The 25,220-nt window shown below is 48.7% G+C and carries 27 protein-coding genes, 1 rRNA gene and 1 other annotated feature; of the genes, 1 reads left to right on the plus strand and 27 read right to left on the minus strand.

Translation table 11 applies throughout. The features are described from left to right. Nucleotides 1-385: 385 nt before the first annotated feature. The 18 genes from ACFRAM_RS26665 to ACFRAM_RS26750 all read right to left on the minus strand — a co-directional run bounded on the left by ACFRAM_RS26665 (nucleotide 386) and on the right by ACFRAM_RS26750 (nucleotide 14,142). Nucleotides 386-982 carry a class I SAM-dependent methyltransferase gene (locus ACFRAM_RS26665; protein WP_379469885.1) on the minus strand — a complete coding sequence of 199 codons (597 nt, stop codon included), beginning with the start codon at nucleotides 980-982 and terminating at the stop codon, nucleotides 386-388. A gap of 142 nt (nucleotides 983-1,124) precedes the next feature. Next, nucleotides 1,125-1,484 (minus strand): 50S ribosomal protein L7/L12, encoded by a 360-nt coding sequence (gene rplL / locus ACFRAM_RS26670; RefSeq protein WP_175370353.1) that lies wholly within the window; start codon nucleotides 1,482-1,484, stop codon nucleotides 1,125-1,127. 66 nt (nucleotides 1,485-1,550) lie between these two features. Beyond that, entirely contained in the window at nucleotides 1,551-2,054 is a 504-nt protein-coding gene (gene rplJ / locus ACFRAM_RS26675) for a 50S ribosomal protein L10 (RefSeq protein ID WP_175370354.1), read from the minus strand. A gap of 64 nt (nucleotides 2,055-2,118) precedes the next feature. Next, nucleotides 2,119-2,271: a sequence feature (ribosomal protein L10 leader region), on the minus strand. Between the two features lie 68 nt (nucleotides 2,272-2,339). Then, nucleotides 2,340-3,032, minus strand: a complete 693-nt coding sequence (gene rplA / locus ACFRAM_RS26680) for a 50S ribosomal protein L1 (protein ID WP_379469887.1) — start codon at nucleotides 3,030-3,032, stop codon at nucleotides 2,340-2,342. A gap of 80 nt (nucleotides 3,033-3,112) precedes the next feature. After that, a complete protein-coding gene (rplK, locus tag ACFRAM_RS26685; protein WP_175370356.1) occupies nucleotides 3,113-3,538 on the minus strand; it encodes a 50S ribosomal protein L11 in 426 nt (141 codons plus the stop codon). Nucleotides 3,539-3,613: 75 nt separating this feature from the next. Beyond that, a complete protein-coding gene (gene nusG, locus ACFRAM_RS26690) occupies nucleotides 3,614-4,147 on the minus strand; it encodes a transcription termination/antitermination protein NusG (protein WP_066367701.1) in 534 nt (177 codons plus the stop codon). Between the two features lie 21 nt (nucleotides 4,148-4,168). Then, nucleotides 4,169-4,360, minus strand: a complete 192-nt coding sequence (gene secE, locus ACFRAM_RS26695; RefSeq protein ID WP_066367704.1) for a preprotein translocase subunit SecE — start codon at nucleotides 4,358-4,360, stop codon at nucleotides 4,169-4,171. 21 nt (nucleotides 4,361-4,381) lie between these two features. Next, on the minus strand, nucleotides 4,382-4,531 hold the full coding sequence (gene rpmG / locus ACFRAM_RS26700) for a 50S ribosomal protein L33 (protein ID WP_076099620.1): 150 nt from the start codon (nucleotides 4,529-4,531) through the stop codon (nucleotides 4,382-4,384). 400 nt (nucleotides 4,532-4,931) lie between these two features. After that, complete coding sequence (sigH, locus tag ACFRAM_RS26705) at nucleotides 4,932-5,576, minus strand: RNA polymerase sporulation sigma factor SigH (protein WP_066367714.1); 645 nt, start codon at nucleotides 5,574-5,576, stop codon at nucleotides 4,932-4,934. A gap of 166 nt (nucleotides 5,577-5,742) precedes the next feature. Then, nucleotides 5,743-6,264 (minus strand): NYN domain-containing protein, encoded by a 522-nt coding sequence (locus ACFRAM_RS26710; protein ID WP_379469890.1) that lies wholly within the window; start codon nucleotides 6,262-6,264, stop codon nucleotides 5,743-5,745. A gap of 2 nt (nucleotides 6,265-6,266) precedes the next feature. Next, nucleotides 6,267-7,028, minus strand: a complete 762-nt coding sequence (rlmB, locus tag ACFRAM_RS26715) for a 23S rRNA (guanosine(2251)-2'-O)-methyltransferase RlmB (RefSeq protein WP_175370358.1) — start codon at nucleotides 7,026-7,028, stop codon at nucleotides 6,267-6,269. A 37-nt stretch (nucleotides 7,029-7,065) separates the two neighbouring features. Beyond that, on the minus strand, nucleotides 7,066-7,503 hold the full coding sequence (locus ACFRAM_RS26720) for a Mini-ribonuclease 3 (RefSeq protein WP_379469892.1): 438 nt from the start codon (nucleotides 7,501-7,503) through the stop codon (nucleotides 7,066-7,068). Further along, nucleotides 7,500-8,906, minus strand: a complete 1,407-nt coding sequence (gene cysS / locus ACFRAM_RS26725; RefSeq protein ID WP_379469894.1) for a cysteine--tRNA ligase — start codon at nucleotides 8,904-8,906, stop codon at nucleotides 7,500-7,502. Before cysS ends, ACFRAM_RS26720 begins: the two co-directional genes overlap by 4 nt. Nucleotides 8,907-8,959: 53 nt before the next feature. After that, nucleotides 8,960-9,655: a serine O-acetyltransferase gene (gene cysE / locus ACFRAM_RS26730; RefSeq protein WP_066367735.1), complete on the minus strand. Its 696-nt coding sequence runs from the start codon at nucleotides 9,653-9,655 to the stop codon at nucleotides 8,960-8,962. A 603-nt stretch (nucleotides 9,656-10,258) separates the two neighbouring features. Then, complete coding sequence (gene gltX, locus ACFRAM_RS26735; protein ID WP_379469896.1) at nucleotides 10,259-11,722, minus strand: glutamate--tRNA ligase; 1,464 nt, start codon at nucleotides 11,720-11,722, stop codon at nucleotides 10,259-10,261. A gap of 52 nt (nucleotides 11,723-11,774) precedes the next feature. Beyond that, nucleotides 11,775-12,263: a 2-C-methyl-D-erythritol 2,4-cyclodiphosphate synthase gene (gene ispF / locus ACFRAM_RS26740; RefSeq protein WP_066367737.1), complete on the minus strand. Its 489-nt coding sequence runs from the start codon at nucleotides 12,261-12,263 to the stop codon at nucleotides 11,775-11,777. Beyond that, nucleotides 12,260-12,958 (minus strand): 2-C-methyl-D-erythritol 4-phosphate cytidylyltransferase, encoded by a 699-nt coding sequence (gene ispD, locus ACFRAM_RS26745; protein WP_379469898.1) that lies wholly within the window; start codon nucleotides 12,956-12,958, stop codon nucleotides 12,260-12,262. Before ispD ends, ispF begins: the two co-directional genes overlap by 4 nt. A gap of 95 nt (nucleotides 12,959-13,053) precedes the next feature. Further along, nucleotides 13,054-14,142, minus strand: a complete 1,089-nt coding sequence (locus ACFRAM_RS26750; protein WP_379469900.1) for a PIN/TRAM domain-containing protein — start codon at nucleotides 14,140-14,142, stop codon at nucleotides 13,054-13,056. Nucleotides 14,143-14,354: 212 nt separating this feature from the next. Between ACFRAM_RS26750 and ACFRAM_RS26755 the strand changes: the two genes are divergently transcribed. Beyond that, nucleotides 14,355-14,750: a nucleoside triphosphate pyrophosphohydrolase family protein gene (locus ACFRAM_RS26755; protein WP_379469902.1), complete on the plus strand. Its 396-nt coding sequence runs from the start codon at nucleotides 14,355-14,357 to the stop codon at nucleotides 14,748-14,750. A gap of 219 nt (nucleotides 14,751-14,969) precedes the next feature. Here ACFRAM_RS26755 and pssA read toward each other — a convergent pair whose 3' ends face one another. The 9 genes from pssA to rrf form a co-directional block, all read right to left on the minus strand. Next, nucleotides 14,970-15,707 (minus strand): CDP-diacylglycerol--serine O-phosphatidyltransferase, encoded by a 738-nt coding sequence (gene pssA / locus ACFRAM_RS26760; RefSeq protein ID WP_379469904.1) that lies wholly within the window; start codon nucleotides 15,705-15,707, stop codon nucleotides 14,970-14,972. A 65-nt stretch (nucleotides 15,708-15,772) separates the two neighbouring features. Further along, nucleotides 15,773-16,846, minus strand: coding sequence for a DNA integrity scanning diadenylate cyclase DisA (disA, locus tag ACFRAM_RS26765; RefSeq protein WP_066367769.1), 1,074 nt, complete (start codon nucleotides 16,844-16,846; stop codon nucleotides 15,773-15,775). Between the two features lie 13 nt (nucleotides 16,847-16,859). Further along, complete coding sequence (radA, locus tag ACFRAM_RS26770; protein WP_175370366.1) at nucleotides 16,860-18,227, minus strand: DNA repair protein RadA; 1,368 nt, start codon at nucleotides 18,225-18,227, stop codon at nucleotides 16,860-16,862. A 270-nt stretch (nucleotides 18,228-18,497) separates the two neighbouring features. After that, nucleotides 18,498-20,966, minus strand: coding sequence for an ATP-dependent protease ATP-binding subunit ClpC (gene clpC, locus ACFRAM_RS26775; protein ID WP_175370367.1), 2,469 nt, complete (start codon nucleotides 20,964-20,966; stop codon nucleotides 18,498-18,500). A 36-nt stretch (nucleotides 20,967-21,002) separates the two neighbouring features. Beyond that, nucleotides 21,003-22,067 (minus strand): protein-arginine kinase McsB, encoded by a 1,065-nt coding sequence (gene mcsB / locus ACFRAM_RS26780; protein ID WP_175370368.1) that lies wholly within the window; start codon nucleotides 22,065-22,067, stop codon nucleotides 21,003-21,005. A 28-nt stretch (nucleotides 22,068-22,095) separates the two neighbouring features. Next, on the minus strand, nucleotides 22,096-22,620 hold the full coding sequence (gene mcsA, locus ACFRAM_RS26785; RefSeq protein WP_379469907.1) for a protein-arginine kinase activator protein McsA: 525 nt from the start codon (nucleotides 22,618-22,620) through the stop codon (nucleotides 22,096-22,098). A gap of 30 nt (nucleotides 22,621-22,650) precedes the next feature. Beyond that, entirely contained in the window at nucleotides 22,651-23,112 is a 462-nt protein-coding gene (locus ACFRAM_RS26790) for a CtsR family transcriptional regulator (protein WP_066367794.1), read from the minus strand. 426 nt (nucleotides 23,113-23,538) lie between these two features. Further along, complete coding sequence (locus ACFRAM_RS26795; protein ID WP_379469910.1) at nucleotides 23,539-24,714, minus strand: GNAT family N-acetyltransferase; 1,176 nt, start codon at nucleotides 24,712-24,714, stop codon at nucleotides 23,539-23,541. Between the two features lie 412 nt (nucleotides 24,715-25,126). Continuing rightward, nucleotides 25,127-25,220, minus strand: a 5S ribosomal RNA gene (rrf, locus tag ACFRAM_RS26800); the annotation flags it as partial.

The following is a 25,220-nucleotide window of genomic DNA, read 5'->3' on the forward strand; positions in this document are numbered from 1 at the left end:
TGCGAACCCTTGTTTGGAACCGTATAATGGAACCATAACAGCAGGATCCAGCCCTAAATAAAGAAAGGCCCTTATCGAAAATCTTCGAAAAAAGAGCGCATTTATTTACGGCGAAAATACTCCTTATCCAGTAGATTTGCCCAAAACGTACATATTATACGTCAGCAAGCAACAGTTTATGCATTTGTCTTCACTATCAAGGCTTCGATATACCACCACAGACAATGAAGTACACTTTCGCAAAAACACGCCGTACGGCATGCGCTTGCCGGCCGACAATATATCACTTGACATTTCAGCAAACTAAAGACATGGAGCCTATCTTAATACTGACATTTTATAATAATACCACTATCAGTATCTCATGTCAACGGCCAAATGCCTTTTATTTTTGAGCTCTCAGAATTCGGTAGCCTCTGTCTTTCCCCACTTCTTCCACTAGCGAGAATAAACTCTCCAGCTTAGCCACTGCCGACGGTGAACCTTGTTTCTTCTGAATGACCACCCACAAGCTTCCGCCTACTTTCAGGTGCTCATAAGCTTCTTCAAAGATTTGATGAACTACTGCTTTTCCCGCCCGAATCGGGGGATTGGTAAGGATCACATCGAATTCCTGGCCCTTCACTACGCTGAGCACGTCGCTTTCCATTACCGTAACATTCCTTATCCCGTTCTGCTGCGCATTCTCGCGCGCCAGTTCAACTGCACGGCTGTTGATATCGATCATCGTTACATGCCCCTCTGGGACAAGATGTGCTGCACTGATTCCAATAGGTCCATACCCACAGCCGACATCAAGTACAGCCGAACCATCCGGGATCTCCATCATTTCTATCAGCACGCGACTACCATAATCAATATCGCCTTTGGAGAAAACACCGGCATCGCTGGTAAAGCTAAGGCTCTTCCCTCTGAGAACGGTATTAATCGTACGTCTGTTGTGACGCACTTCGGGCTGCTGCGAATAATAATGCTGCGACATGTCGCTCCTCCCTTTTCCTTAAACCATTAAATATAAAGACATTCCCTATTCATACAGCAAACCCCTTGAACATGTTCAAGGGGTCTTTTGTAAGCCGGAAGGAATGACTTCGCTTCCGAACGCTGTACTTGAAGCTTTAATACTATTTCAATTCTACAGCTGCGCCAGCTTCTTCCAATTTTGCTTTGGTAGCTTCTGCATCTTCTTTGCTTACTTTTTCTTTGATTGGTTTTGGTGCGTTGTCTACGAGGTCTTTAGCTTCTTTCAAGCCAAGGCCTGTGATTTCGCGAACGATTTTGATAACGTTGATCTTGGAAGCACCAGCGCTAGTCAGGATTACGTCGAATTCGCTTTGCTCTTCAGCAACAGCTGCTGCTGCGCCACCTACAACAACTGGAGCTGCTGCAGTTACGCCGAATTCGTCTTCAATTGCTTTAACCAGGTCGTTCAGTTCCAATACGCTCATGCCTTTAATTGCTTCCAAGATTGCTTCTTTACTCATGATTGAACCTCCATTTTATATTTAAATTTGTTTGTGTTAATGAATTACACTGCAAAGAGCAAAGGCTTACGCGCTTTGTTCTTCTTTCTCAGCGACAGCTTTAACTGCAAGTGCGAAGTTACGCACTGGAGCTTGAAGCACGCTAAGCAGCATGGACAGCAAACCATCGCGGGATGGAAGCTCTGCCAGTGCCTTGATTTGGTCCGCGTCGATGACACGTCCTTCTACTACGCCGCCTTTCAATTTCAAAGCGTCGTTTTTCTTGGCGAACTCGTTCAAGATCTTAGCCGGAGCTACTGCATCAGTTTCACTGAATGCGATCGCTGTAGGACCAGTCAGAACTTCGTCCAACTCAGTCAATTCAGCCGCTGCAGTTGCACGGCGAAGCAATGTGTTCTTCAGGACTTGAAAGTCAACGCCAGCTTCACGAAGCTGCTTACGCAGTTCAGTTACTTGCGCAACGTTCAAACCGCGGTAGTCCGCAACAACAGTAGTTACGCTACCTTTAAACTTAGCAGTAACAACATCTACTGCATCTTGTTTAGCTTGAATTACTTTTGCATTTGCCAATGTATACACCTCCTGAAAATTTATGTGACGGCGTTCTATCCGAAAGATTCCGCGCCGTTCCTACGCAGGCATTAGAAAAGCCTCCGCAGAATCACGAAGGCTTGATAAAACGATAGTTACACGGCATGCCGGGCAACCTCTTGTTTCTATCACAACACCTCGGTAGGAAATTAAGCCTTAGGGCACCTACTGTCTACGGTAAGCATATTCAAGTTCAAAAATGATACCTTAGTTCGTCACAACTGTTATAGAATATCAAAGATGACTACAAGAGTCAATCCCTAATTATCTGAAAACAGTAGTGTTTACACGAGCGCTTGGTCCCATAGTGGAAGAAATCGAAATGCCTTTCAGGTATACACCTTTAGCAGCAGCCGGTTTCGCACGGTTCAAAGCGTCGATAAGAGCTTTAAGGTTATCATTCAATTTTGCTTCGTCAAAGGACACTTTACCGATTGGCGCGTGAATTTGACCAGCTTTATCGAGACGGTATTCGATTTTACCGGCTTTGATTTCTTGCACAGCCTTGGTAACATCGAATGTAACTGTACCTGCTTTAGGGTTAGGCATAAGGCCTTTACCACCGAGCAGACGTCCCAGTTTACCGACTTCACTCATCATATCAGGTGTAGCTACGCAGACATCGAATTCAAACCAGCCTTGTTGGATTTTGTTGATCATATCTTGATCGCCTACAAAATCAGCACCAGCAGCTTCCGCTTCTTTCGCTTTTTCACCTTTTGCAAATACAAGCACGCGTTGTGTTTTACCTGTGCCGTGAGGCAGGACAACAACACCACGAACAGCTTGGTCTTGTTTACGTGGGTCTACACCCAGACGCACTGCTGCTTCAACGGTTTCGTCGAATTTTGCAGTCGCAGCCTTTTTCACAAGCTCTACAGCTTCTGAAGGCTCGTAAGTTGCTTCGCTGTTAATCAGCTTAGCAGCTTCTTGGTATTTCTTACCATGTTTAGCCATGAAATGTTCCTCCTTTGTGGTAATAGCGGAATTTCCTCCCACGTATTGCGGTCATACTCGACCATTGCATCGAATACTTATTAGTCTTCGATTGTGATCCCCATACTGCGGGCAGTACCTTCAACCATAAGCATAGCAGCTTCTACAGTAGCAGCGTTAAGGTCGGGCATTTTTTGCTCAGCAATTTCACGAACCGCTGCACGATTCAGCTTAGCAACTTTTTTCTTGTTTGGTTCACCGGATCCTTTTTCTACTTTAGCAGCGATGCGAAGCAGAACGGCAGCCGGAGGAGTTTTGGTGATGAATGTAAAGGAACGGTCTTCAAATACTGAAATTTCAACCGGGATGATCAGGCCAGCCTGGTCAGCAGTACGAGCGTTAAATTCCTTACAGAATGCCATGATGTTGACACCCGCTTGACCAAGCGCCGGACCTACTGGTGGCGCAGGGTTCGCTTTCCCTGCAGGAATTTGCAGTTTCACCATTTTAATAACTTTTTTAGCCATGAGTGACACCTCCTTGCGTCAATAGTGGTCTTCGAACGCATTTAGCGCTCTCCCACAAGAAACCCTTGCGTTTTGTTATATTTTCTCCACTTGAGTGAAATCCAACTCCAGCGGGGTTTCCCGTCCAAACATGTTAACGTGTACCTTGATCTTGCTCTTGTCAGCCAAAATTTCTTCCACGGAGCCCACAAAATTCGCAAAGGGACCAACCATAATACGTACGGATTCCTTGATTTCGAAATCAATCTTCGTCTTAGGTTCAACCATACCCATATGCTTCAGAATTTGTTCTACCTCTTCTGGAAGCAGTGGTGTAGGTTTGGAACCCGAGCCTGTCGAACCAACAAATCCAGTAACGCCCGGTGTATTGCGAACAACATACCAGGAATCATCAGTCTGAACCATTTCCACCAAAACATATCCGGGGTAAACTTTACGCATGACAGTTTTTTTCTTGCCATCCTTGTTTACCAGTTCTTCTTCCATAGGAACAAGAACACGGAATATTTTGTCTTCCATGCCCATGGACTCAACGCGCTTTTCCAAATTGGCTTTGACCTTATTCTCATACCCAGAATAGGTATGAACGACATACCATCTTTTTTCCATACCAAGCCACCTGGAACCTCTCTAAATAATCGCTTCAATCACAGCGGAAATACCGATGTCCAGAACCCAGAAGTAAACAGCGACAACTATAATTGTACCGACAACGATCAATGTATAGTTCTTCAATTCCTTACGACTAGGCCAGCGAACTTTTTTGAGTTCACTCCAGCTTTCAGTGAAAAAGGAAAACAAGGACTTGAAACTACGTTTCACGCCGACTACACCTCCCAAAGACTATCTGGTTTCGCGATGAGGAGTTTGCGAGTTACAATACTTGCAAAATTTCTTCATCTCCATGCGGTCGGGGTGATTTCGCTTGTTTTTGGTTGTCGCATAGTTTCTTTGTTTGCAACTTGTACAAGCCAAAGTGATAATTACCCGCATGATGTGCACCTCCCGAAGACGTCCTTCTAACGGTAAAATTAGAAGACGCAAAATTGATCCTAAAAAATGCCGCGAATTTAGGCCTACCTAAAACACTTTAGCATAATGTCAAGGCCTGTGTCAACGAAAGAATTGCCCTACTGCACTGGGTATTTCCGGGTGTTGTCGTCACGTGAGGTACCCTGCCTTTGGTCTTGTCTTTTCCACTGGTTTTCGCTGTCATCCTTATCATTATGGAGCATTCCGACTGTGAATAAACCTGTCTGCACGGCGTTCTAGCATTTTACTGCAAAAGTTAAGAATCTTCCGTTCCGGCTACTATAGCAAAATAATCAACCGGAATTTAGAATTCCACTAAAAAAAGACTCGTTTACCCGAGTCTCTTCTGTCCATTATATCATCAATTGTCACGCACTTCCAGATATCTTTCCAATTTGCGCTTCACTCGCTGTAAAGCATTGTCGATGGACTTCACATGCCGCTTCAAGTCCTCGGCAATTTCCTGATAGGAACGGCCATCCAGATAGAGCATCAGCACTTTACGCTCCAGATCACTAAGGATCTCCGCCATCTTGTCTTCCAGCCCGATGAATTCCTCCTGATTAATAATCAGCTCTTCGGGATCAAGCACCTGAGACCCACAGATCACATCCATCAGTGTCCGGTCGGAATCCTCATCATAAATAGGCTTGTCCAGAGATACGTAGGAATTGAGCGGAATATGCTTCTGACGAGTTGCCGTCTTGATCGCAGTAATAATCTGTCTTGTGATGCACAGCTCTGCAAAAGCTTTGAAAGAAGACAGCTTGTCTCCCTTGAAATCACGAATGGCCTTGTACAGGCCGATCATGCCTTCCTGGACAATATCTTCGCGGTCAGCCCCGATCAAAAAGTAGGAACGCGCTTTGGCACGTACAAAATTACGGTATTTGTTAATTAAATGCTCCAATGCGCCACTGTCGCCACCACGGAAAGCCTCGACAATATCTTCATCGCTTATGAAATCATACTCGGACAGCATTATTTCCTTGAGGTCGACACTCACCAAGAATCCCCCCGGCTGCAACGCAAGACACATCGTTACTTCGCGAAATATACGAACAGTATATATTATGTTACCTAAAAACGTCAACCGAAGTTTCCCCAAAAACAATCATGAATAGCATTATATGGGTTTACAATGACATTTCCGGGTCAATTTCCGTATTTTTTCATTGCCGCCGCCAATTCTCCAGCCTGCTGCGCACATCGGGGGGCAATTTATCCTCTAGAGAATGCCTTATTGAACCAGTGCTTCCCGGCTCTATAGCTTTCTTGACTTCCTTCTGATTATCCTCTACTTCAAGCCGTAATTCCCTTGCGGAAATCCGCAGTGCGCCTTGCGCAAAAATAACATGCTGTTCCACAAAATCACTGGTGGCCACATAAATCTGCCGGCGGCGATGACTGTATTCTCCAACCAACCGTTCGATGCATTCATCGGCGGTTTCCTTTTCTTTCGTGAAATAGACCTGAACTTTGCCCTGCACAAACGACCGTCCCAGCCCCGGAACGCGGTATGCATCAAAAACGGCGATGACCCGGCGGCCCGAATATGCCTGATAATCCGCCAGCAGATCCAGAAGTCTGTCACGCGCTTCCTGCATACCCTTCTTCGACAATGCCGCAAGGTCCGGCCAGCCGCCAATCATGTTATATCCGTCTACTAGTAGCACATCGCGCCAGTCGGCCATAGCTATCCCTGCTGACGCCGGCGGCGCAGCGCTTCGTACATCACTACGCCCGCAGCAACGGAAGCGTTAAGAGAATTGATTTTTCCGGACATCGGCAACTTGAGCAGGACATCGCATTTTTCCCGAATCAGACGCCCCATTCCCTTGTTCTCATTACCGATTACAACAGCTACCGGTCCTGTGAAAATATCAGAAGCGTACAGATCCTGGTCGGTATCGACATCGGTACCCACTACCCATATACCCTGTTCCTTCAGGCGATCGATAGTCTGTCCAAGATTAGTCACACGCGCTACCGGAACATATTCCACCGCACCCGCTGAAGTTTTGGAAACCGTCGCAGTAATTTGCGCAGAACGGCGCTTCGGTACAATAACACCATGAACGCCGGTGCAATCTGCAGTACGCAGAATGGAACCGAGGTTATGAGGATCTTCAATTTCATCTAGCAAAATGAGAAAAGGAGCTTCTCCTTTGGCTGCCGCCACGGCCAGCAAGTCTTCAACCTCTACATAAGCAAACGGTGCCGCTTGTGCAACTACACCCTGGTGCTGCACACCTGGAGCTAATTGGTCCAGCTTACGCTTGTCCACATGCTGAATCACAATACCCGCTTTGCGGGCTTCAGCTACGATTGGTGCAGTCAGATGCTTTTGCGCCGTTTCGGCGATCCATATTTTATTCAAAGTACGGCCTGCACGCAGCGCCTCTAGCACAGAATGCTTTCCGGCCAATATTTCTTCCTCTGTCTTCAATTCTTCCATTTTTATTGCCTCCTGTTTATGGTCATTCCTAATCAGATCATGGCCGGTTCTGCATAAACTCTATGCCGATGTGCACAATTTCCTGTAATCTTGCCTGCTGTCCCGTATAGTATAAATACCCGATCAAACATTCAAAAGCCGTAGCATGACGGTATTCCAACACATTAGCGTTCTTTGGGATCGTTCCCGACTTCGCATTACGCCCTTGGCGGGCAATATTCTGCTCTTCTTCAGTCAGTACCGGTTCCAGATGAGCAAGGATGGCACACTGCGCCTTGGCTGACACCAGTCCCGTTGCCGTACGATGCAAATGATTGGGCCGCAGATTCGGCAGGGATACGAGGTATTGCCGGACGGCAACCTCATAAATAGCATCACCTACATACGCTAGTACGACAGGTGAGAGGAGCCGCGCCGGCTTGGATGAATCATACGGAAACCATCCTGCAAAGTTCATTGTTTCTTCATCACTCATTTACGCCGCCACCGCATTCCCTGCGGAGTGTCTTCAAGCAGAATTCCCATCGCGCTCAGTTCATCGCGAATCTCATCAGAACGAGCCCAGTTCTTATTCGTGCGTGCCTCTGCCCGTTCAGCAATCAGCCGTTCCACTTCCTCCCCTGCTACTTCTTCTTCAGCTTCAGACGTCAAGATCAGCACCTTGTTCATCTCTTCAAAAGCCTTCAGCAGCGCAGCCAGATCGGCAGCAGCAGCGTGATTATCCGCCAAAGTCAGGTTCGCCAGGCTCACCCAATCAAATACAGCTGTAATGGCATCTGGCGTATTGAAGTCATCCTGCATCTTGGCATGGAACACCGCCAGAATACTGTCAATCTTATCATTGATTTCTTTATTTGCGGTAGCTCCGTCCGCCGTTCCGGCTAGTTCCAGGCGATGCTTCACATTGCTTACCGCACCGGATATCCGCTCCACACTTTTCTCTGCCGAGGCCAACGCATCCGTCGTGAAGTTCAGCGGGTTGCGGTAGTGTGTGGAAAGCATGAAGTAGCGGATCGCTCCCGCCTTGAAGCGCTCACGGATATCCTTTACCAAGAGGCCGTTTCCGAGTGATTTCGACATTTTCTCGTCACCAATATTAAGGAAACCATTATGCATCCAATAATTAGACAGCGGCTTGTCGGTCAGCGCCTCAGTCTGTGCGCATTCGCATTCATGGTGCGGGAACTGCAGATCCTGTCCACCACCGTGGATATCCATAGTGTCACCGAGGAACTCACGCGCCATAGCCGAGCACTCGATGTGCCAACCTGGGCGACCTGCTCCCCATGGACTTTCCCAATATACTTCTCCAGGCTTCGCCGCTTTCCAGAGTACAAAATCTTCGGGTTTCTCCTTGCGGACATCCACTTCTACCCGAATCCCAAACTGCAGTTCCTCCAGGTTCTGACGCGACAGCTTGCCGTAATCCTTGAACTTCGCCGTACGGTAGAACACGTCCCCGCCGCTTTCATAGGCATAGCCCTTATCTTCAAGATCCTTAATGAACCCGATGATGATCCCCATACTATCCGTTACTCGCGGATTCAATGTGGCCGGCTTGACATCCAGTCCTTTGAGATCCTCGTAGTAAGCTGCTATGAACATTTCCGCCACTTCGGCCACCGTAATGTTCATCTCTTCTGCCTTGCGGATCATCTTGTCATCGACATCCGTGAAGTTCGTAACATACCGAACCTCGTTGCCGAGCTGCTCCAGATAATTACGAACGGTGTCGAATACGATAACCGGACGGGCATTACCGATATGCATATATCCGTATACAGTAGGACCGCATACGTACATTTTCACCTTGCCCGGTTCCTGCGGTACAAACTGTTCCTTACTGCGCGTCATAGTATTGTAAATTTGCAAAGCCATCTCATTCCAATCCCTTCTGTTATCGCCGGTTCCCCTTTTGAATACCGGTAAACTTAAATTTCATAATCGCCAATGTACTGCTGGCTTTCGAGACGCCGCTGCTCGGCCTTCTGTTTGTCTTCTGTACCGCCCAGCTGCTCCCTTATCTCTTCAATCTCCTTCTGCAAAAAGCGGAGTGAATCGACAAGCGGATCTGGCATCTTCGTATGATCGAGTCGATCCGATACGCGTTCCCCGTTGCGTTTGACCACACGACCCGGATTCCCTACAACCGTGCTATTGTTCGGCACTTCGCGCAGGACGACCGCATTGGAGCCTATATTAGAATTGTCGCCGATTCGGAAGGATCCTAATACCTTCGCACCGGAACCAATGACTACATTATTACCTATTGTAGGATGGCGTTTGCCTTTTTCCTTACCTGTTCCCCCCAGCGTGACCCCTTGATAAATGATGACATCGTCACCAATCTCACAGGTCTCGCCGATGACAATACCCATGCCATGGTCAATAAACAGCCTGTTGCCGATAACAGCCCCGGGATGAATCTCTACGCCGGTCATAAATCTGCTGAATTGCGACACTATGCGCGCGAGTGTATAAAAATGACGCTTGAAAAAATAATGAGCGAGCCGATGACCCCAAATAGCGTGCAGACCTGCATAGGTGAAGACAACCTCAAACCAGCTTCGGGCCGCGGGATCATTGTCAAAAACAGCCCGAATGTCCGACTTGATATGCTTAAACATCGCGCTCCCCTTCTCTTGACTTCCTTGCCTCCTGCTTACAGGTCTGCGCGGAAGATAATGTCTTCAGGAACAACACCCTGTCTGTCTCTCTCTATAAAAAGCTTCTATAAGACCTACTCGGGAATGTCCCAATTCCTTCAAAGACTCTCTGCTCCAGCATATGCTGCATTACCTACTTTGACTGCCCGCATACAAACAATCATTTCCTATGCCACAATGGAAAATCAATAAAAAACGCCCCTGCAGCATAATGCTGCAGAGACGTTAAAACGCGGTTCCACTCTGCTTGGACGAGTTCTCGACTGCCGTGAATATCATAGCAGCAGGTTCTCCGTCCCCCTTGGCGTCCATAACGGGGACGTGCCGGCGCAACCTAACGAACCCTTGCAAAAGGACGCTCAGCCGTGCAGCTCACAGGCGCATGTTCCGTGGCAGACAAATGAATAACTCTCAGCCTGAAAAGGTTGAACTCTTCGCGGTTATTCTCTCTGGCAATTGCCTTATTGCACGTACTTTTCCTGATCACAGCTATTATAGTATTCTTCTATCTTAGCGAAAAGATGAAGGACTGACAAGGGGCAGTCCGCAATCGCCCAGCAGCGCCTAGGCTCCTTTAACTTGCGATTTCAAGCGTTCAATGACCCGGTTTTGACCCAGCAGGGCAATCGTGGCATTGAGATCACGGCCATGAGTTTGTCCTGTCAATGCGACACGGATCGGCATGAACAGCGCTTTACCCTTATTTCCGGTCTCCTTCTGTACTTCCTTGATCAAAACAGCGATATGAGCTGCATTGAACTCGGAGGCACCCTCAATCTTCGCCAAGAATGCAGATAGCACTACAGGGACCGTATCTTCCGCCAGTACCTGAGCGGCTTCCGCTTCCAGCTCCAGGTCACTGCGGAAGAACAACTCTGATAGGCCTACAATATCGGAAGCCGACACTAGTTGTTCCTGATAAAGAGCTACCAGGCTTTCCGCCCAGGCCTGCTCTTCTTCATTAAGCTCAGCAGGAAGTCTTCCCGCTTGCTGCAGATGAGGAATGGCCAGCGCGGCAATCCGCTTCGGATCGGCATTTTTAATATAATGGTTGTTCAAGTGGGCCAGCTTGTTTGTATCGAACACAGCTGGACTCTTGGACAGTCTGTCCGACGTAAAGATACGGATGAGTTCTTCCTGGCTGTAGATTTCCTCTTCCCCTTCTGGCGACCAGCCGAGCAGAGAAATGAAATTGAACATCGCTTCCGGCAAATATCCGAGCCCATCATACTGCTCAATGAACTGAATAACCGACTCATCGCGCTTGCTGAGCTTCTTGTGGTTCTCGCCAACAATCAACGTCATATGTCCGAATAGCGGCGGTTCCCAGCCCAGTGCTTCATAAATCATCAGCTGGCGTGGCGTGTTGGAGATATGGTCTTCTCCGCGCAGCACATGCGAGATTTTCATTAGATAGTCGTCCACCGCAACCGCGAAGTTGTAAGTTGGGATTCCATCTTTTTTCACAATAACAAAGTCGCCCATTTCCTTCGTATTGAAAGAAATATTACCTTTAACGATATCATCAAAAGTGTACGTACGGTCTTCCGGCACCCGGAAACGGATGCTGGCTACACGCCCTTCGGCTTCAAACGCAAGGCGCTGCTCCTCGCTCAGATCACGGTGCTTACCGGAATAGCGCGGAGTCTCGCCCCGAGCCATCTGCTCTTCGCGCTCTGCTTCCAATTCCTCTTCAGTGCAGTAGCAGCGATAAGCCAGTCCACGGTCCAACAGGTCCTGCCAGTGAACACGGTACAAATCGAGCCGCTCAGTCTGACGGTACGGTCCATATTCGCCGCCCACATCAATACTTTCATCCCACTCAATACCCAGCCACTTCAAGTATTTCAGTTGGCTTTCCTCGCCGCCGGCGATATTGCGTTTCACGTCCGTATCTTCGATCCGGATAATGAATTTCCCGCCCTTATTGCGGGCGTACAGATAATTAAACAACGCCGTTCTGGCGTTTCCGATATGTAAATGTCCCGTAGGGCTCGGTGCGTAGCGCACCCGGATTTCATCCGCCATTTCAATCCCTCCGCTCATGTTGTTAGAAGTTAAAATCTCTGGTTCAGCCATCTCATGATGATATCACATCTTTAAGCAGACAGACAATAGATTGGGCTGCTATCCCCTCGCCGCGTCCGGCAAAGCCGAGCTGCTCAGTTGTGGTTGCTTTAACATTGACCTGAGTGCTCTCTGCTCCCAGTGCACGCGCGATAATTTCCGTCATTTGTGGAATATACGGTGCCATCTTCGGCTTTTGGGCAATAATAGTGGAATCGATGTTCCCAAGCTTGTATCCCCGCTCCCGCGCAAGCGCCCACACCTCTTCTAACAGTTTCAAGCTATCAGCGTCTTTGAAAGCCGGATCGGTATCCGGAAAATGACGGCCAATATCCCCGAGACCCAGTGCGCCCAGAATGGCGTCACTTACCGCGTGCAACAGCACATCGGCGTCCGAGTGGCCCAGTAGCCCCTTTTCATATGGAATGGTCACTCCACCGATAATGCATGGCCTGCCTTCCACCAACTGATGCACATCAAACCCTTGTCCTACAGCAATCATTTGTCTCCCTCTCCCCTGGTTCTTTCTGTGAATTCCGCAAAATCAAGATCTTCACGCGTCGTAATCTTAATATTCCTGTAACTGCCCTCTACTACAGACACAGCAATACCGGCGCGTTCGGCCAGACTGGAATCATCTGTACCAAGAAATCCATCCTGCTCTGCCGCTTCATAGGCCATCAGCAAATCAGACAGACGAAAAGTCTGCGGGGTCTGAATCGCCCACAGACTTCGCCGATCCGGTGTAGACACCACGGCCCCCCCGCTGTCCACCTGCTTGATCGTATCCTTGACCGGAACGGCCAACACAGCGGCTCCGCTCTGAAGCGCCTGCTGGTAACAGGCCTCAATCTCACGAGGATGCACGAACGGCCGGACACCGTCATGGACCATTACCCATTCGGTGCTCAGTTGGAGTAGTCCTCTGTACACCGAGTGCTGTCGCTCGGAGCCGCCTGGAACAATCGCCTTGACCTTGTCCAGCTTATAGGATGCTATCCATTCCCGGCATCGCTCCATATCCTCAGCTCCAGTAACGAGGACGATCTCCGAGATCCGCTCATGCCGCTGAAACACCTCCAGCGTATGTACAGCAATCGGTTTGCCCTCCAGCAGCAAGTACTGCTTGCTTTCTGCCGTTCCCATCCGTGTTCCTTTGCCTGCCGCTACAATCACGACGCCCACACTGTTTGACATTCCTTAAGCTCCTGTCTTTCACGTATACCCCCATCATAACGTGTTTGACCGGCATTTCCAACCCATTTCAGACCTTATACAAGTGATGTTCAGGCTTATTGTGCCTTCTCCAGCAGCTTCGGCTTGGCAAAGATCATCCGGCCGGCCGAGGTCTGAAGAACACTGGTCACCAGAACTTCCATCGTCGTACCAATATATTCACGTCCGCCTTCTACGACAATCATCGTTCCGTCATCGAGATAAGCCACTCCCTGACCATGCTCCTTGCCATCCTTGATGACTTGTACAATAATCTCTTCTCCTGGAAGCACGACTGGCTTCACTGCGTTGGCAAGATCATTGATATTTAGCACGGATACCCCCTGCAGCTCGCATACTTTGTTCAAGTTAAAATCGTTGGTGACAACTTTGCCCCGCAGCACCTTGGCTAGCTTGACCAGCTTGCTGTCCACCTCGGAGATCTCTTCGAAGTCGCCCTCATAGATCAGAACTTTTACATCCAGTTCTTTCTGGATTTTGTTCAAAATATCAAGTCCACGTCGTCCGCGGTTACGCTTGAGCAGATCGGAAGAGTCGGCAATATGCTGCAGTTCCTCCAGAACAAATTCAGGAATGACAATCGTTCCTTCGATAAATCCGGTCTTGCAGATATCGGCAATCCGTCCGTCGATGATAACGCTAGTGTCCAGAATTTTATGTTCCTCCAGCCCGCGGCCCTCTGGCTCGTCCGCTTGCCCGAAGCGACCGCTGGTCCATAGTTTGGCCAGTTCCTGCTTCTTCTCCAGCCCGATCCGCATCCCCATATATCCCAAGGCAATCGTAGCAGCTACCTGAAGCAGCTGTCCGGCCTTCCCAAGCCAGCCCATAGCCGGATGCAGCAGAATCGACAGCACCAGACCTCCGGTCAAACCAGCGGCCCCTGCAGCCAACTCATTCATGGGTACACGCGAACAGAACTGAACCGCATCCCGCAGCTTTGCACCTCCCCATTCTGCGCTTAATGTTCCCGCAATCAGAAAAATAATGGCTCCCAGCACCGCGAATAAAATGCTTCCCTCCACTGGCAGGCTATCTGCCAATCTCCCTGCACCTATAGGAAAACTTTTTTCTGCCGCATGATATAACGAATAACCGCCCCAGCCTCCGCAGATTGCAACGAAGGACAAAATCAATTTTTTCCACATAACTCGCGCACCTCCTTCTATATTCATCCTAAAATGATGTATTCCTCACCAGTATGTTCCAATTTTTAGGACAATAATCGCAGACACCGTTATTTTTTCTACGCAAAGAGTTTATATAGGGCTATTGCAGCGGGATGTCTTACTTCCGGGTTGAAAATAGTGGATGCCCTGGCATATAATGAACTCAATTACGAACCCAGGGGTGAATGGAAATGAGCGCACTAAGTTTACAGGCCTTTCAGGATCAAGTCTCCGAACTGCTGCTCCGTCACCGTAGTCTGCTGGATGTGCTGTCCAAGAACGGACAGAGCAGTGCATCCGTCAACCGCGCCGTTGTCAAAGCCATCACAGAATGCGGCTGCATTCAGCTGCATGCCACGAAACAGGTTTTTGAGCCCGGTTCCGGGCTAGAACATGCGAAAGAACTCGCCGGTACCCATGTAGAGGGCCAGTTGTGTGAGAATTGCCGGGAGGTAATTGGCTCCGAGCTCGGCCGGGAGTTGTTTTATATGTCCGCCCTGTGTAATTTACTTGATATCAACATGGACGAGGTTGTAGAGAAGGAATCACAGAAATGCGCTACGTTGGGATTGTTCAATCTATCCTAAGTTCAAGCAAGAGTGCCGTTTTCACTTCTGTTTGTAATTCATGTTTCGAAACATCGCCATTTTATAAGGTTACGCATATAAAAAGAAAACGGGTACCTCCTTCATTGGACGGTATCCGTTTTTTTGCATTGACGAAGAAAAAGACTCTGCTGTCCATACAGGACGGCAAAGCCTTTCTCATATCACAATATTCTATTCTACAACTGTATGCTCCCGCTGTTAGCCGTTCTTGGAATGATACACTTTATCTTCTGAACGTCTTCTCCGGCGGTGGCGGCGTCTTGCTGTCAAACGATCGAGATTCTGCTTGAAGCCGTATAATGCATAAAGACCCAGCAGCACGAAGATCAGTTTGGCAATTTGTTCAGGGAAAATCACGGCCACGACCACGGCAACAACAATCACCAGCGGCGCGCCAATCAATGCTTTCTTAGGCAGACCAATCTTTTTGAAATTCGGGTATTTCACCGTACTTACCATCAAATAAGATAAGAGCAGAGTCGCCACAATCATGAATCCAGGGGACACATCTTTATGGAAAAGCGCCAATGTGGCGACAACGCCACCAGCGGCAGGTATTGGCAAACCGATAAAATAACCGGGAACTCCCGGGCGTACGTTAAAACGGGCTAGGCGGAGTGCGCCGAACACCGGGAAAATAGCAGTAACCGTCCAACCTAATGCTGAATTGAGGTCCTGCAAACTCGTCATATACATAATCAACGCGGGAGCAACCCCAAACGATACAATATCCGACAATGAATCGAGCTCCTTGCCGAATTCACTCTCACACTTGAGGGCACGAGCCACACGGCCATCCAGACCATCAAGTAACATTGCAATAATAACCATGATCGCAGCCATACTAACCTTGCCATCCAGCGCCATCATGATCCCAAACATTCCGAGCATCAGGTTACCGATGGTAAACAGACTCGGAATTGATTTTTGTATCAAATTCTTCACCTCTACATTCTAACTTTGAGCCTCTGCATCACTAATATTACGTGATTGTATGATATTTACATTTGCCTGTCAATAAGCACTTGTTTCTGCAAACGTTTTAAACCATCCTGAATATTGCGGGCTCGCACCTCGCCGATCCCGTCAACTTCGTCCAATTCTGCAATGCTGGCCGTCATTAAGTTAGGGAGCATCTCGAAGCGCTCCACCAGATTGTGAATGATCACATTCGGCAGTCGCGGAATTTTGTTAAGCAGGCGGTACCCACGCGGTGTTACTACTTCTTCCGAAGCAACGGCTGTGGAGGAATAACCCAATAAGCGGGCGATATGGTTATCGTCCATCAGTTCATCGTCCGACGCCCGTTTAAGCCCAGCAATAATTTCGCGGATCTTTTCCTCTTGTTCTTCCCTTGCATAGTCTCTGTACAAAAGCCATGCTTCTTCCTCTGTATTTCCGACCAGTTCTTCCATCTGCATGCTAATCAAGCGGCCTTCATTGCCCAACTCGTTGATGTAGCGTTTGATTTCCATTTTAATTCGGAGCACCATTTCCACCCGTTGGATGACTCCAACCACTTCCGCTACTGTTACAATCCCCTCGTATTCGGAGGCGGACAGGTTGGTCAGACCTTGAGTCAGTACCGCTCTGTACTTCTCCAACGTCTGAATGGCTTGATTCGCCTTCGCAAGAATGGCACCAATCTCCTTCAGAGCATAGCGGATAGAGCCTTGATAAAGCGTAATTATATTCCGGCGCTGGGAGATGGAAACCACCAGTTTCCCCGTTTGCTTAGCTACGCGCTCAGCTGTCCGGTGGCGGATACCTGTCTCAATGGAGGAGATCGAGGAGTCCGGGATTAGCTGTGTGTTGGCATACAGTATCCGCTTAAGGTCCTCGCTTAGGATTATGGCCCCATCCATCTTGGCCAGCTCATACAAATAGTTTGGCGAAAAATCGCAATTAATGGAAAATCCGCCGTCTACAACTGCCATCACCTCTGGACTGTATCCAACGACGATAAGCGCGCCGGTCTTGGCACGTAGTACGTTCTCCAGCCCTTCCCGGAAAGGTGTGCCGGGTGCCGCCAGTCTGAGCAGATCATTCATATTATCTGATAGGTTTTCTTTCATGTCCCTGTGCCCCCTAATCTAACGCGACCGATAGTGCATCTGCTACGGTACTGACGCCAATAATCTGAATATCTTGCGGGTGCTTCCAGCCCTTCATGCTCTTCTCAGGCATGATGACCCGCCGGAAGCCAAGTTTCGCGGCTTCCTTAACACGTGTTTCTGCACGCGACACGCCTCTCACCTCACCGGTAAGCCCAACCTCCCCGAAGAATACATCATACGGTTTAGTCGAAATATCCCGAAAACTGGAGGCGATGCTGACAGCCACGGCAAGATCAATCGCCGGCTCATCCAGCTTCACGCCACCAGCTACATTGAGATAGGCATCCTGATTCTGTAAGAACATGCCCATCCGTTTCTCCAGCACGGCGATGATCAGTGCCATCCGCTGGTGATCCATCCCTGTACACATTCGCCTTGGAGACGGAAAATGTGTCGCTGCGACAAGGGCTTGCAGCTCCACAAGCACCGGCCGCGTGCCCTCCATACTGGCCACAACTGTCGATCCCGCCACCCCAAGCGGGCGTTCTGACAGGAAAAGCTCGGAAGGGTTCTCGACCTCAACAAGTCCTCCCTCACCCATTTCGAAGATGCCAATCTCGTTGGTAGAACCAAAGCGGTTCTTGACCGCCCGAAGTAGCCGGTACGTATGATGGCGCTCCCCTTCGAAATACAGCACACAATCCACCATGTGTTCCAGCATTCTCGGTCCAGCGATGGCGCCCTCCTTGGTGACATGCCCTACAAGTACTGTGGCAATTCCGCGGATTTTGGCGATTCGCATGAATCTTGTCGTACATTCCCGAACCTGTGTAACACTGCCAGGTGCACTTGTAACCTCAGGCAGAAATACGGTCTGAATGGAGTCAATGACAAGGAACTGCGGCTGAATCTGTTCTATCGCTTCCTCGATGCTTTCCATGTTGGTCTCACACAGCACGTATAGCTCACCTGACAACGCCCCGAGGCGATCTGCGCGCAGACGAGTCTGGCGCACCGATTCCTCCCCAGAGATATACAGCACGCGCAGCCCCTGCGTCGTTAAAGCATGTGAGGTCTGAAGTAGTAACGTGGATTTCCCAATGCCGGGATCGCCGCCCACCAGCACCAGTGAGCCGGGAACAATGCCGCCCCCCAGGACACGGTTGAGTTCGCCAATGCCTGTCAGGATACGCGGCTCCTTGTCACTTTCTATATTTATGATCGACTGCGCTTTTTCTTTACTATGAAAAATAGGGGCGCTCATGCCCTGGGTTTTGACTACGCTTTCTGTTTCCTCCACCATGGAGTTCCATGCCTGGCAGCCCGGGCATTTTCCAAACCATTTGGGTGATTCATACCCGCATTCGGTGCAGTAAAACTTTGTTTTCGCTTTGGCCATGACTTCTCCTTACTGTCCGAACTTTTGTAAAAAACAGAATATTTCCTGCCAATAAAAGTTTACCATTTCTGTCCCTTGAACGAAAGGCCATTCCGGAAGCGATTTGCACCTGTTTCCCTTTAGGATGGGCGGTTTTCCTAAAAAGAATGCTTTCGTGCAAGTAGAAATAGCTTTGCCGTCCTCTAAGGGACGGTATCCGTTTCAGCGAGAACTATTTAAAAAAGCCCTCAATTCTCTTATCGGAGAATTGAGGGCTTTGTATAACAATTCTTATTCAGCTTCTACTTCTTTTTCCAAAGGCAGGCTTTCCGGTTTGACCTCCCGGTTAACTACAAGCTCGTTATCAACCTCATCAATGGTCAGCGAATCGCCTTTTTGGATATTGCCTTTCAGCAATTCCTCGGACAAACGGTCTTCAATATGTTTCTGGATCGCCCGACGAAGTGGACGAGCACCAAAGGCAGGATCATATCCTTCCTTGGCCAGAAACGCCTTGGCCTTATCCGTAAGAACAAAATCAACGTCATATTCACGCAGCCGCTTGCGCAGCTCGTCGGACATCAAGGTCACGATCTCGGCAATATGCTTCTCTTCCAGAGAGTGGAAGACGATGATCTCGTCAATCCGGTTCAGGAATTCAGGGCGGAAGCTCTTCTTCAGCTCTTCCATAACTTTGCCCTTCATATTGCTGTAATCTGCTCCTGCATCTTGTACAGCGGTGAAGCCCAGCGTCGAATTCTTCTTGATCGCCTGTGCTCCAACGTTGGAGGTTAGAATGATCAGTGTGTTGCGGAAGTCGACTACCCGGCCCTTAGAGTCGGTCAGACGACCGTCTTCAAGTACTTGCAGCAGAATGTTGAATACTTCCGGATGCGCCTTTTCGATCTCATCCAGCAGGACAACAGAGTAAGGTTTACGGCGTACTTTTTCGGTCAGCTGTCCACCTTCTTCATATCCTACATACCCTGGAGGAGCTCCGACCAGACGGGACGTGGAGTGCTTCTCCATGTATTCCGACATGTCGATCCGAATCACAGCATTCTCGTCGCCGAACATTGCTTCAGCTAGCGCACGAGCCAGCTCTGTCTTACCCACACCAGTTGGTCCAAGGAAGATAAAGGAGCCCATTGGACGCTTCGGATCTTTCAGACCCGCACGTGCCCGGCGGAGTGCCCGGCTCACAGCCTTCACGGCTTCATCCTGGCCGATGACACGTTCATGAAGCAGAGCTTCCATGTTCAGCAAGCGGTCCGTCTCTTCTTCTTTCAGCTTGCTGACCGGAATGCCGGTCCAGCTAGCCACAACCTGTGCGATATCCTCAGGCGTAACCTCGGAATCGGTACGGCCTTGTTTTTCTTTCCACTGGTTCTTAGTGGTATCCAGTTCCTCACGGATTTTCTGTTCAGTGTCACGCAGCGCAGCCGCTTTTTCAAACTCCTGGCTTTGTACCGCAGCATCCTTCTCTTTGCGGATATCATCCAAGCGGCTTTCCAGTTCCTTCAGATTCGGCGGAATCGTGTAGGAGTTGAGTCTTACCTTGGAGCCCGCTTCGTCGATCAGGTCGATTGCTTTGTCCGGAAGGAACCGGTCTGGAATGTAACGGTCAGACAACTTAACAGCTTCTACAATCGCTTGATCCGTAATCTTCACACGGTGGTGAGCTTCATAACGGTCGCGAAGTCCGAACAGAATCTGTACAGCTTCCTCTGGAGAAGGCTGATCCACCGTAATCGGTTGGAAGCGGCGCTCCAGGGCAGCATCTTTCTCAATATATTTGCGGTATTCGTCCAGCGTCGTTGCCCCGATGCACTGCAGCTCTCCACGGGCCAAGGCCGGTTTCAAGATGTTGGAGGCATCAATGGCACCTTCCGCGCCACCTGCACCAATCAGAGTATGCAACTCGTCGATGAAGAGCACGATGTTACCCGCTTGGCGAATCTCGTCCATAATTTTCTTCAGGCGGTCTTCGAACTCACCGCGGTATTTTGTACCGGCCACTACGGAACCCATGTCCAGGGTCATGACACGTTTGTCGCGCAGGGTCTCGGGAATTTCATTGTTGATGATCTTTTGTGCCAAGCCTTCGGCAATAGCTGTCTTACCAACCCCTGGCTCACCAATCAACACCGGGTTGTTCTTAGTACGACGGCTGAGCACCTGAATTACGCGCTCAATTTCTTTGCTCCGGCCGATAACCGGGTCAAGGTTGCCGTCCTTAGCGTATGCCGTCAAATCACGGGCCAGACCATCCAGCGTTGGTGTGCTGACATTAGCTGGAGTACCGGTGTGGCTAGAAGCCGCCTCACTGCTGCCCAGAAGCTGCAGCACTTGCTGGCGGGCCTTGTTCAGGCTAATGCCCAGATTGTTAAGTACACGGGCAGCTACGCCCTCGCCTTCACGGATAAGCCCGAGCAGGATATGCTCCGTGCCGACATACGTGTGACCCAGCTTGCGGGCTTCGTCCATCGACAGCTCGATAACTTTTTTGGCGCGAGGAGTATAAGCAATGTTCGTAGGCTGCTCTTGGCCTCTGCCAATCAGTGTTTCCACTTCGTCCTGAATCTTCTCAAGACCCAGACCCAAACCGATTAATGCTTTTGCGGCAATTCCGTCTCCTTCGCGAATAAGCCCAAGCAAAATATGTTCTGTCCCAATATTGTTGTGTCCCAAACGAACGGCTTCTTCCTGCGCCAAAGCAAGCACTTTTTGTGCGCGTTCCGTAAATCTTCCAAACATCATATCTCCTGCACCTCCATGAATATTAAATATCTATAATTAATGTTGTGATCCCAATGTTTCGCGGAGCAGCTTCGCCCGATACATATCGCGTTCGGTGGATGTCATCTCGTCGCCAAACATTTTCTGCAAAAATCCAGGCTGTGTCTTGACATTCAGCTCGTTGAGCACGGAGAGCGATGGCCCTTCCAGGATACCCAGATCAACCCCAAGCCGGACATCCGACAGACGTTGAGCGGATTCCTTCAGTTCCATCACTGCTGCATAGGACAAAATACCGTAAGAACGCATCACCCGGTCGGTAATCCGCAGCGCTGAATCGGCCAGCAGACGCTCACGGGCATTTCGTTCATGCTCGATAATCTGTGTCACTACGCTGTGCAGGTTCTCTATGATTTCACTTTCAGTTTGTCCAAGGGTGATTTGATTGGAGATCTGAAAGATGTTCCCTACTGCTTCGCTACCTTCACCATAAATTCCTCTTACGGTCAATCCCACCTGATTCACAGCTGAGAGAATGCGATTAATCTGATGCGTCATGACGAGAGCTGGCAAGTGCAGCATCACGGATGCCCTGAGACCTGTTCCAACATTTGTTGGACAGCTAGTGAGGTATCCTCTTTTATCATCAAAAGCATAATTGACTGAAGCCTCAAAGATATCGTCAATGGCTGCGGCGCGCTCCCATGCTTCCTTGACATGGAGTCCGGGGAAAAGGCACTGAATCCGCAGATGATCCTCTTCGTTGATCATAATGCTGACCGACTCATCGTCGTTCAGAATCACGGCTCCGCCGCGAGAATCATTGGCGAGGTTAGGGCTGATGAGATGCTTCTCCACCAGTACCTTCTTATCCAGTTCCTCCAGATCATCCAGCCTCAATAGCTGAAAGGTGCCAAAATCTGCTGCAGCCTCTCCTTGAAACACAGGACTAAGCTGCTCTAATACCTCTTCCGACTGCTCCAGCGATGCAAGCAGAGGGAAAGGGAGATGCTGCAAATTGCGGGCAATTCGCATACGACTGCTGATGACAATCTCAGAATGATCACCGTCGCTGCGCATCCAGTCACTAAGTGCTTTTTCGGTAAAACGGAGACTTGACATGTCATATCCCCCCTATATATCAAAGACTTTACTCTTGTGCGATTTCTTTTTCAAGTTCACGAATCTGATCCCGCAAATGGGCCGCGGTTTCGAACTCTTCCTGGGTGATGCTCTGCTGCAACTGCAGCTTCAGTTCGTCGATTTGACGTCTGAAGACAATCCGTGCTCCGGCGCGTTTCGGAATCTTGCCCACATGCGCCGTGCTGCCATGCACACGCTTAAACAGCGGGTCCAAGGCACTGTTGAAATACTTGTAACAAGAGCTACAGCCGAAGCGGCCAAGTTTACTGAACTGGGAATAAGTCATTCCGCAATTTTCGCACTGGAGACTTTGTGTGGTCTTCGCTGCCGCAGTCTTCTCCTTACCTGCCCCTTCGAGATCAAGCAGACCAGAGAGCAAACTGTGAATGGAGAAGCCTCCGGCTGTTCCCGGAATCAGTTCTCCCTTTTCCCGCGCACAGCTCTCACAAATATGAAATTCCGTCTTCTCCCCATTCACGATCTTAGTAAAATGGAGCGTTGCCGGCTTGGCGCCACATTCCTGGCATAACATAAGGTAAAGTCCCTCCCTTAGGATTGACGTTTATTTGCCCAATAAAGAGATTAGCATGGCCTTCATAAGCTTGGCACGAATCTCATCCCGGTACGGAAGCTTAACCGTCAGGCATTCCCGGGAAATGGCAGCACGCATAAGACATGCTTCCCGCTGGGTTAGAAAACGGGCTTCCTCCAGCTGATAAATTAGCCCCTCGGCAGTATTTTGATCAATTCCGGCCCCAATCGTATGATTCAGATGGGTATGCAAGGCCACATTCTGAGGTAACTCAAAACGCTGAATCCGGATATAACCGCCGCCTCCGCGTTTGCTCTCCACGATGTAACCTTTTTGAAGAGTAAAGCGTGTACTGATGACATAGTTGATCTGTGACGGCACGCATGAGAACTGGTCCGCCAGGTCATTTCGCTGGATTTCCACCGTACCTTCGGGACTTTCATGCAAAATATTCTTCAGATATTGTTCGATAATATCGGAGATATTACGCATCACTCATCCTCCAGTATTCCAATCTTGATGTTGCAATATTGCCACTCGAAAGAATGTCAACAGTCCGGTCAAAGCGGTCTTTAAAGAACTTACCCAACTACGAAACGGCGAATCCTGACCGTCATAGCCACTTCATACTACGGTACAGACACTATAGTGTGACCTAAGCGTTCGAAATTACATACCTTGTAAGTCAGTGGGAAGTTCAAAACACCTCTTGTTTTGGCTTGCGTTGACTTTGACTTTCTTTGACTTTTTTAATATTATAACATATTTTTTTGCAATGCCAAGTGGCTACTCTTATTTTTTACAAAATGCGATCATTGTATTCGAAGCTTGAGCGTAAAATCACACCTTTTGGGGTGTAAAAAGCTCCTTCACAGCGACTGCCATGAAAGAGCTTGGTTCTTGTATCAATGATTAGGATTAGAAAAAGTCAAACAATGCTGTCTTCTGTGCCGGGATGATATCCTCAAGCCACTGTACTTCTGTATCACTTCCGGTTAACCTTCCTACCTTGGCCATTTCCGCGGGACGTTTATAGCCTAGCAGTAGTATCGTCAAAGTTCCAATATCGAGGACCACATCTCCTTGTGAGCGCTCACCTTCGATCTTTTCCAGGAACGCCGTCCCTTGGTCAGTAACCTGCCATTCCCAAAGTCCATGATTCCACGGCGCATGCTGATCCTCAATAAATAGCTTTAACTGACGGGAAGAAGCTAGTCCACTGAAAGAATACTCCTCTACAAAAGCCTTGGCATTCACAATACGGCCCATAAAATAAGGATGATTCTCCTGGGTTATTCGAGGATCCGGCAGCAGGAAAGGCAGAATATCATCACTTGGCACAAACTTTAGAGCTGCTCCAGTCACCATAGAGTCATGATTAGCCAGGAAGGTCCATAGTGCTTGACGCGAGGCTTCATTCAAATAAACAAACTCTCTAATGATCAGTTCTCTATTCTCCAACCTATACAGGATATAACCTTCTGCATCACCCTCTGGTGAATAAAAGACTGCATGATGTGTATTCTCATTCAGGACGGAGTGTTCCCACCAGTCTTTGCTTCGAACGAGAGTTCCGTTATATTGGGTGGCAAAACGCTCATATAATGGTTCAAGCTTCTCAAGATCCTCTCGCACATCGCGGCGGACAATTCCTTTAACATCGATTTTTCGAGGAAACTTCGAGACAGGAATAGTATAATTCTTGGTCTCACAATAAATTTCCCAGCCAAACTTACGATAGAACGGGATCAGGAAAGGATGCAAAAAGGATAAGGTTTGTCCAGCTTCATTCATGGTCTCCAGCGTATGGGACAACAATTTGGCTACAAGTCCTTGTCTGCGGTTCTCCGGCCATGTGGATACACCTGCAATTCCCCCCATAGACACGGTACGGCCTTGTAAGTTGACCTCTAATGGAAGCAGCGTTAGCATGGCGCTAAGCGCCCCGTTCTCAAAGATTCCCCAAATCCGTTCCGGCTTGAATCTTTCTTGTCCCTTTTCTTTGTCTTCGGTGGAAAGTTTATACTGAAAAGCATATTGGGATAAGCTTACGCTATCCTCAAATTCAGTGGAATTCAATTGCCTGATCTCCATTAACTCACCTCATCTGTACGATAATCGATCTAATGTGAGTATACAGGCATCCGACCTTCATTGCTAACTCAAAGAAAAAATCTAATATATTAACAACTTATCCACAGACCCAGACCTCAAAGTTTTCTCTACAAGGATTAAATTTCAACAAACCCAAGAGTTATCCCCGAATTACCGGATTTTATCCACATATTCAAGTTTTTATCCACAAAAACCGTGTATTACTCAGCTTTTCACTTGACGATCCAATATAAATGTGCATTGTATCCACAAAAATGTGACGATCAATCTCACGATATTGTGTCCACATGTGCGTAAGTTTTCTGTCTTTTTCTGAATTTATCCACAACATTTCCACAGGTCTGCACAACGCAAAAAACCATTGTTGAAATACTCAACAATGGTTTAAATTGCTTGGCGGCGTCCTACTCTCCCAGGACCCTTCGGTCCAAGTACCATCGGCGCTGGAGGGCTTAACGGTCGTGTTCGGGATGGGTACGCGTGGA

It is taken from the genome of Paenibacillus sp. NPDC056722 (assembly GCF_042790635.1).
In the GTDB taxonomy this organism is placed as follows: Bacteria; Bacillota; Bacilli; order Paenibacillales; family Paenibacillaceae; genus Paenibacillus_AQ; species Paenibacillus_AQ agri.

Excerpts from the sequence above, each read along its gene's own strand:
- ACFRAM_RS26665 (WP_379469885.1), bottom strand. The coding sequence starts at position 982 with ATGTCGCAGCATTATTATTCGCAGCAGCCCGAAGTGCGTCACAACAGA.
- rplL (WP_175370353.1), bottom strand. The coding sequence starts at position 1,484 with ATGAGTAAAGAAGCAATCTTGGAAGCAATTAAAGGCATGAGCGTATTG.
- rplA (WP_379469887.1), bottom strand. The coding sequence starts at position 3,032 with ATGGCTAAACATGGTAAGAAATACCAAGAAGCTGCTAAGCTGATTAAC.
- rplK (WP_175370356.1), bottom strand. The coding sequence starts at position 3,538 with ATGGCTAAAAAAGTTATTAAAATGGTGAAACTGCAAATTCCTGCAGGG.
- nusG (WP_066367701.1), bottom strand. The coding sequence starts at position 4,147 with ATGGAAAAAAGATGGTATGTCGTTCATACCTATTCTGGGTATGAGAAT.
- rpmG (WP_076099620.1), bottom strand. The coding sequence starts at position 4,531 with ATGCGGGTAATTATCACTTTGGCTTGTACAAGTTGCAAACAAAGAAAC.
- ACFRAM_RS26710 (WP_379469890.1), bottom strand. The coding sequence starts at position 6,264 with ATGGCCGACTGGCGCGATGTGCTACTAGTAGACGGATATAACATGATT.
- rlmB (WP_175370358.1), bottom strand. The coding sequence starts at position 7,028 with ATGGAAGAATTGAAGACAGAGGAAGAAATATTGGCCGGAAAGCATTCT.
- ACFRAM_RS26720 (WP_379469892.1), bottom strand. The coding sequence starts at position 7,503 with ATGAGTGATGAAGAAACAATGAACTTTGCAGGATGGTTTCCGTATGAT.
- cysS (WP_379469894.1), bottom strand. The coding sequence starts at position 8,906 with ATGGCTTTGCAAATTTACAATACTATGACGCGCAGTAAGGAACAGTTT.
- cysE (WP_066367735.1), bottom strand. The coding sequence starts at position 9,655 with ATGTTTAAGCATATCAAGTCGGACATTCGGGCTGTTTTTGACAATGAT.
- gltX (WP_379469896.1), bottom strand. The coding sequence starts at position 11,722 with ATGGCGGATGAAATCCGGGTGCGCTACGCACCGAGCCCTACGGGACAT.
- ispF (WP_066367737.1), bottom strand. The coding sequence starts at position 12,263 with ATGATTGCTGTAGGACAAGGGTTTGATGTGCATCAGTTGGTGGAAGGC.
- ispD (WP_379469898.1), bottom strand. The coding sequence starts at position 12,958 with ATGTCAAACAGTGTGGGCGTCGTGATTGTAGCGGCAGGCAAAGGAACA.
- ACFRAM_RS26750 (WP_379469900.1), bottom strand. The coding sequence starts at position 14,142 with ATGTGGAAAAAATTGATTTTGTCCTTCGTTGCAATCTGCGGAGGCTGG.
- ACFRAM_RS26755 (WP_379469902.1), top strand. The coding sequence starts at position 14,355 with ATGAGCGCACTAAGTTTACAGGCCTTTCAGGATCAAGTCTCCGAACTG.
- disA (WP_066367769.1), bottom strand. The coding sequence starts at position 16,846 with ATGAAAGAAAACCTATCAGATAATATGAATGATCTGCTCAGACTGGCG.
- radA (WP_175370366.1), bottom strand. The coding sequence starts at position 18,227 with ATGGCCAAAGCGAAAACAAAGTTTTACTGCACCGAATGCGGGTATGAA.
- clpC (WP_175370367.1), bottom strand. The coding sequence starts at position 20,966 with ATGATGTTTGGAAGATTTACGGAACGCGCACAAAAAGTGCTTGCTTTG.
- mcsB (WP_175370368.1), bottom strand. The coding sequence starts at position 22,067 with ATGTCAAGTCTCCGTTTTACCGAAAAAGCACTTAGTGACTGGATGCGC.
- mcsA (WP_379469907.1), bottom strand. The coding sequence starts at position 22,620 with ATGTTATGCCAGGAATGTGGCGCCAAGCCGGCAACGCTCCATTTTACT.
- ACFRAM_RS26790 (WP_066367794.1), bottom strand. The coding sequence starts at position 23,112 with ATGCGTAATATCTCCGATATTATCGAACAATATCTGAAGAATATTTTG.
- ACFRAM_RS26795 (WP_379469910.1), bottom strand. The coding sequence starts at position 24,714 with ATGGAGATCAGGCAATTGAATTCCACTGAATTTGAGGATAGCGTAAGC.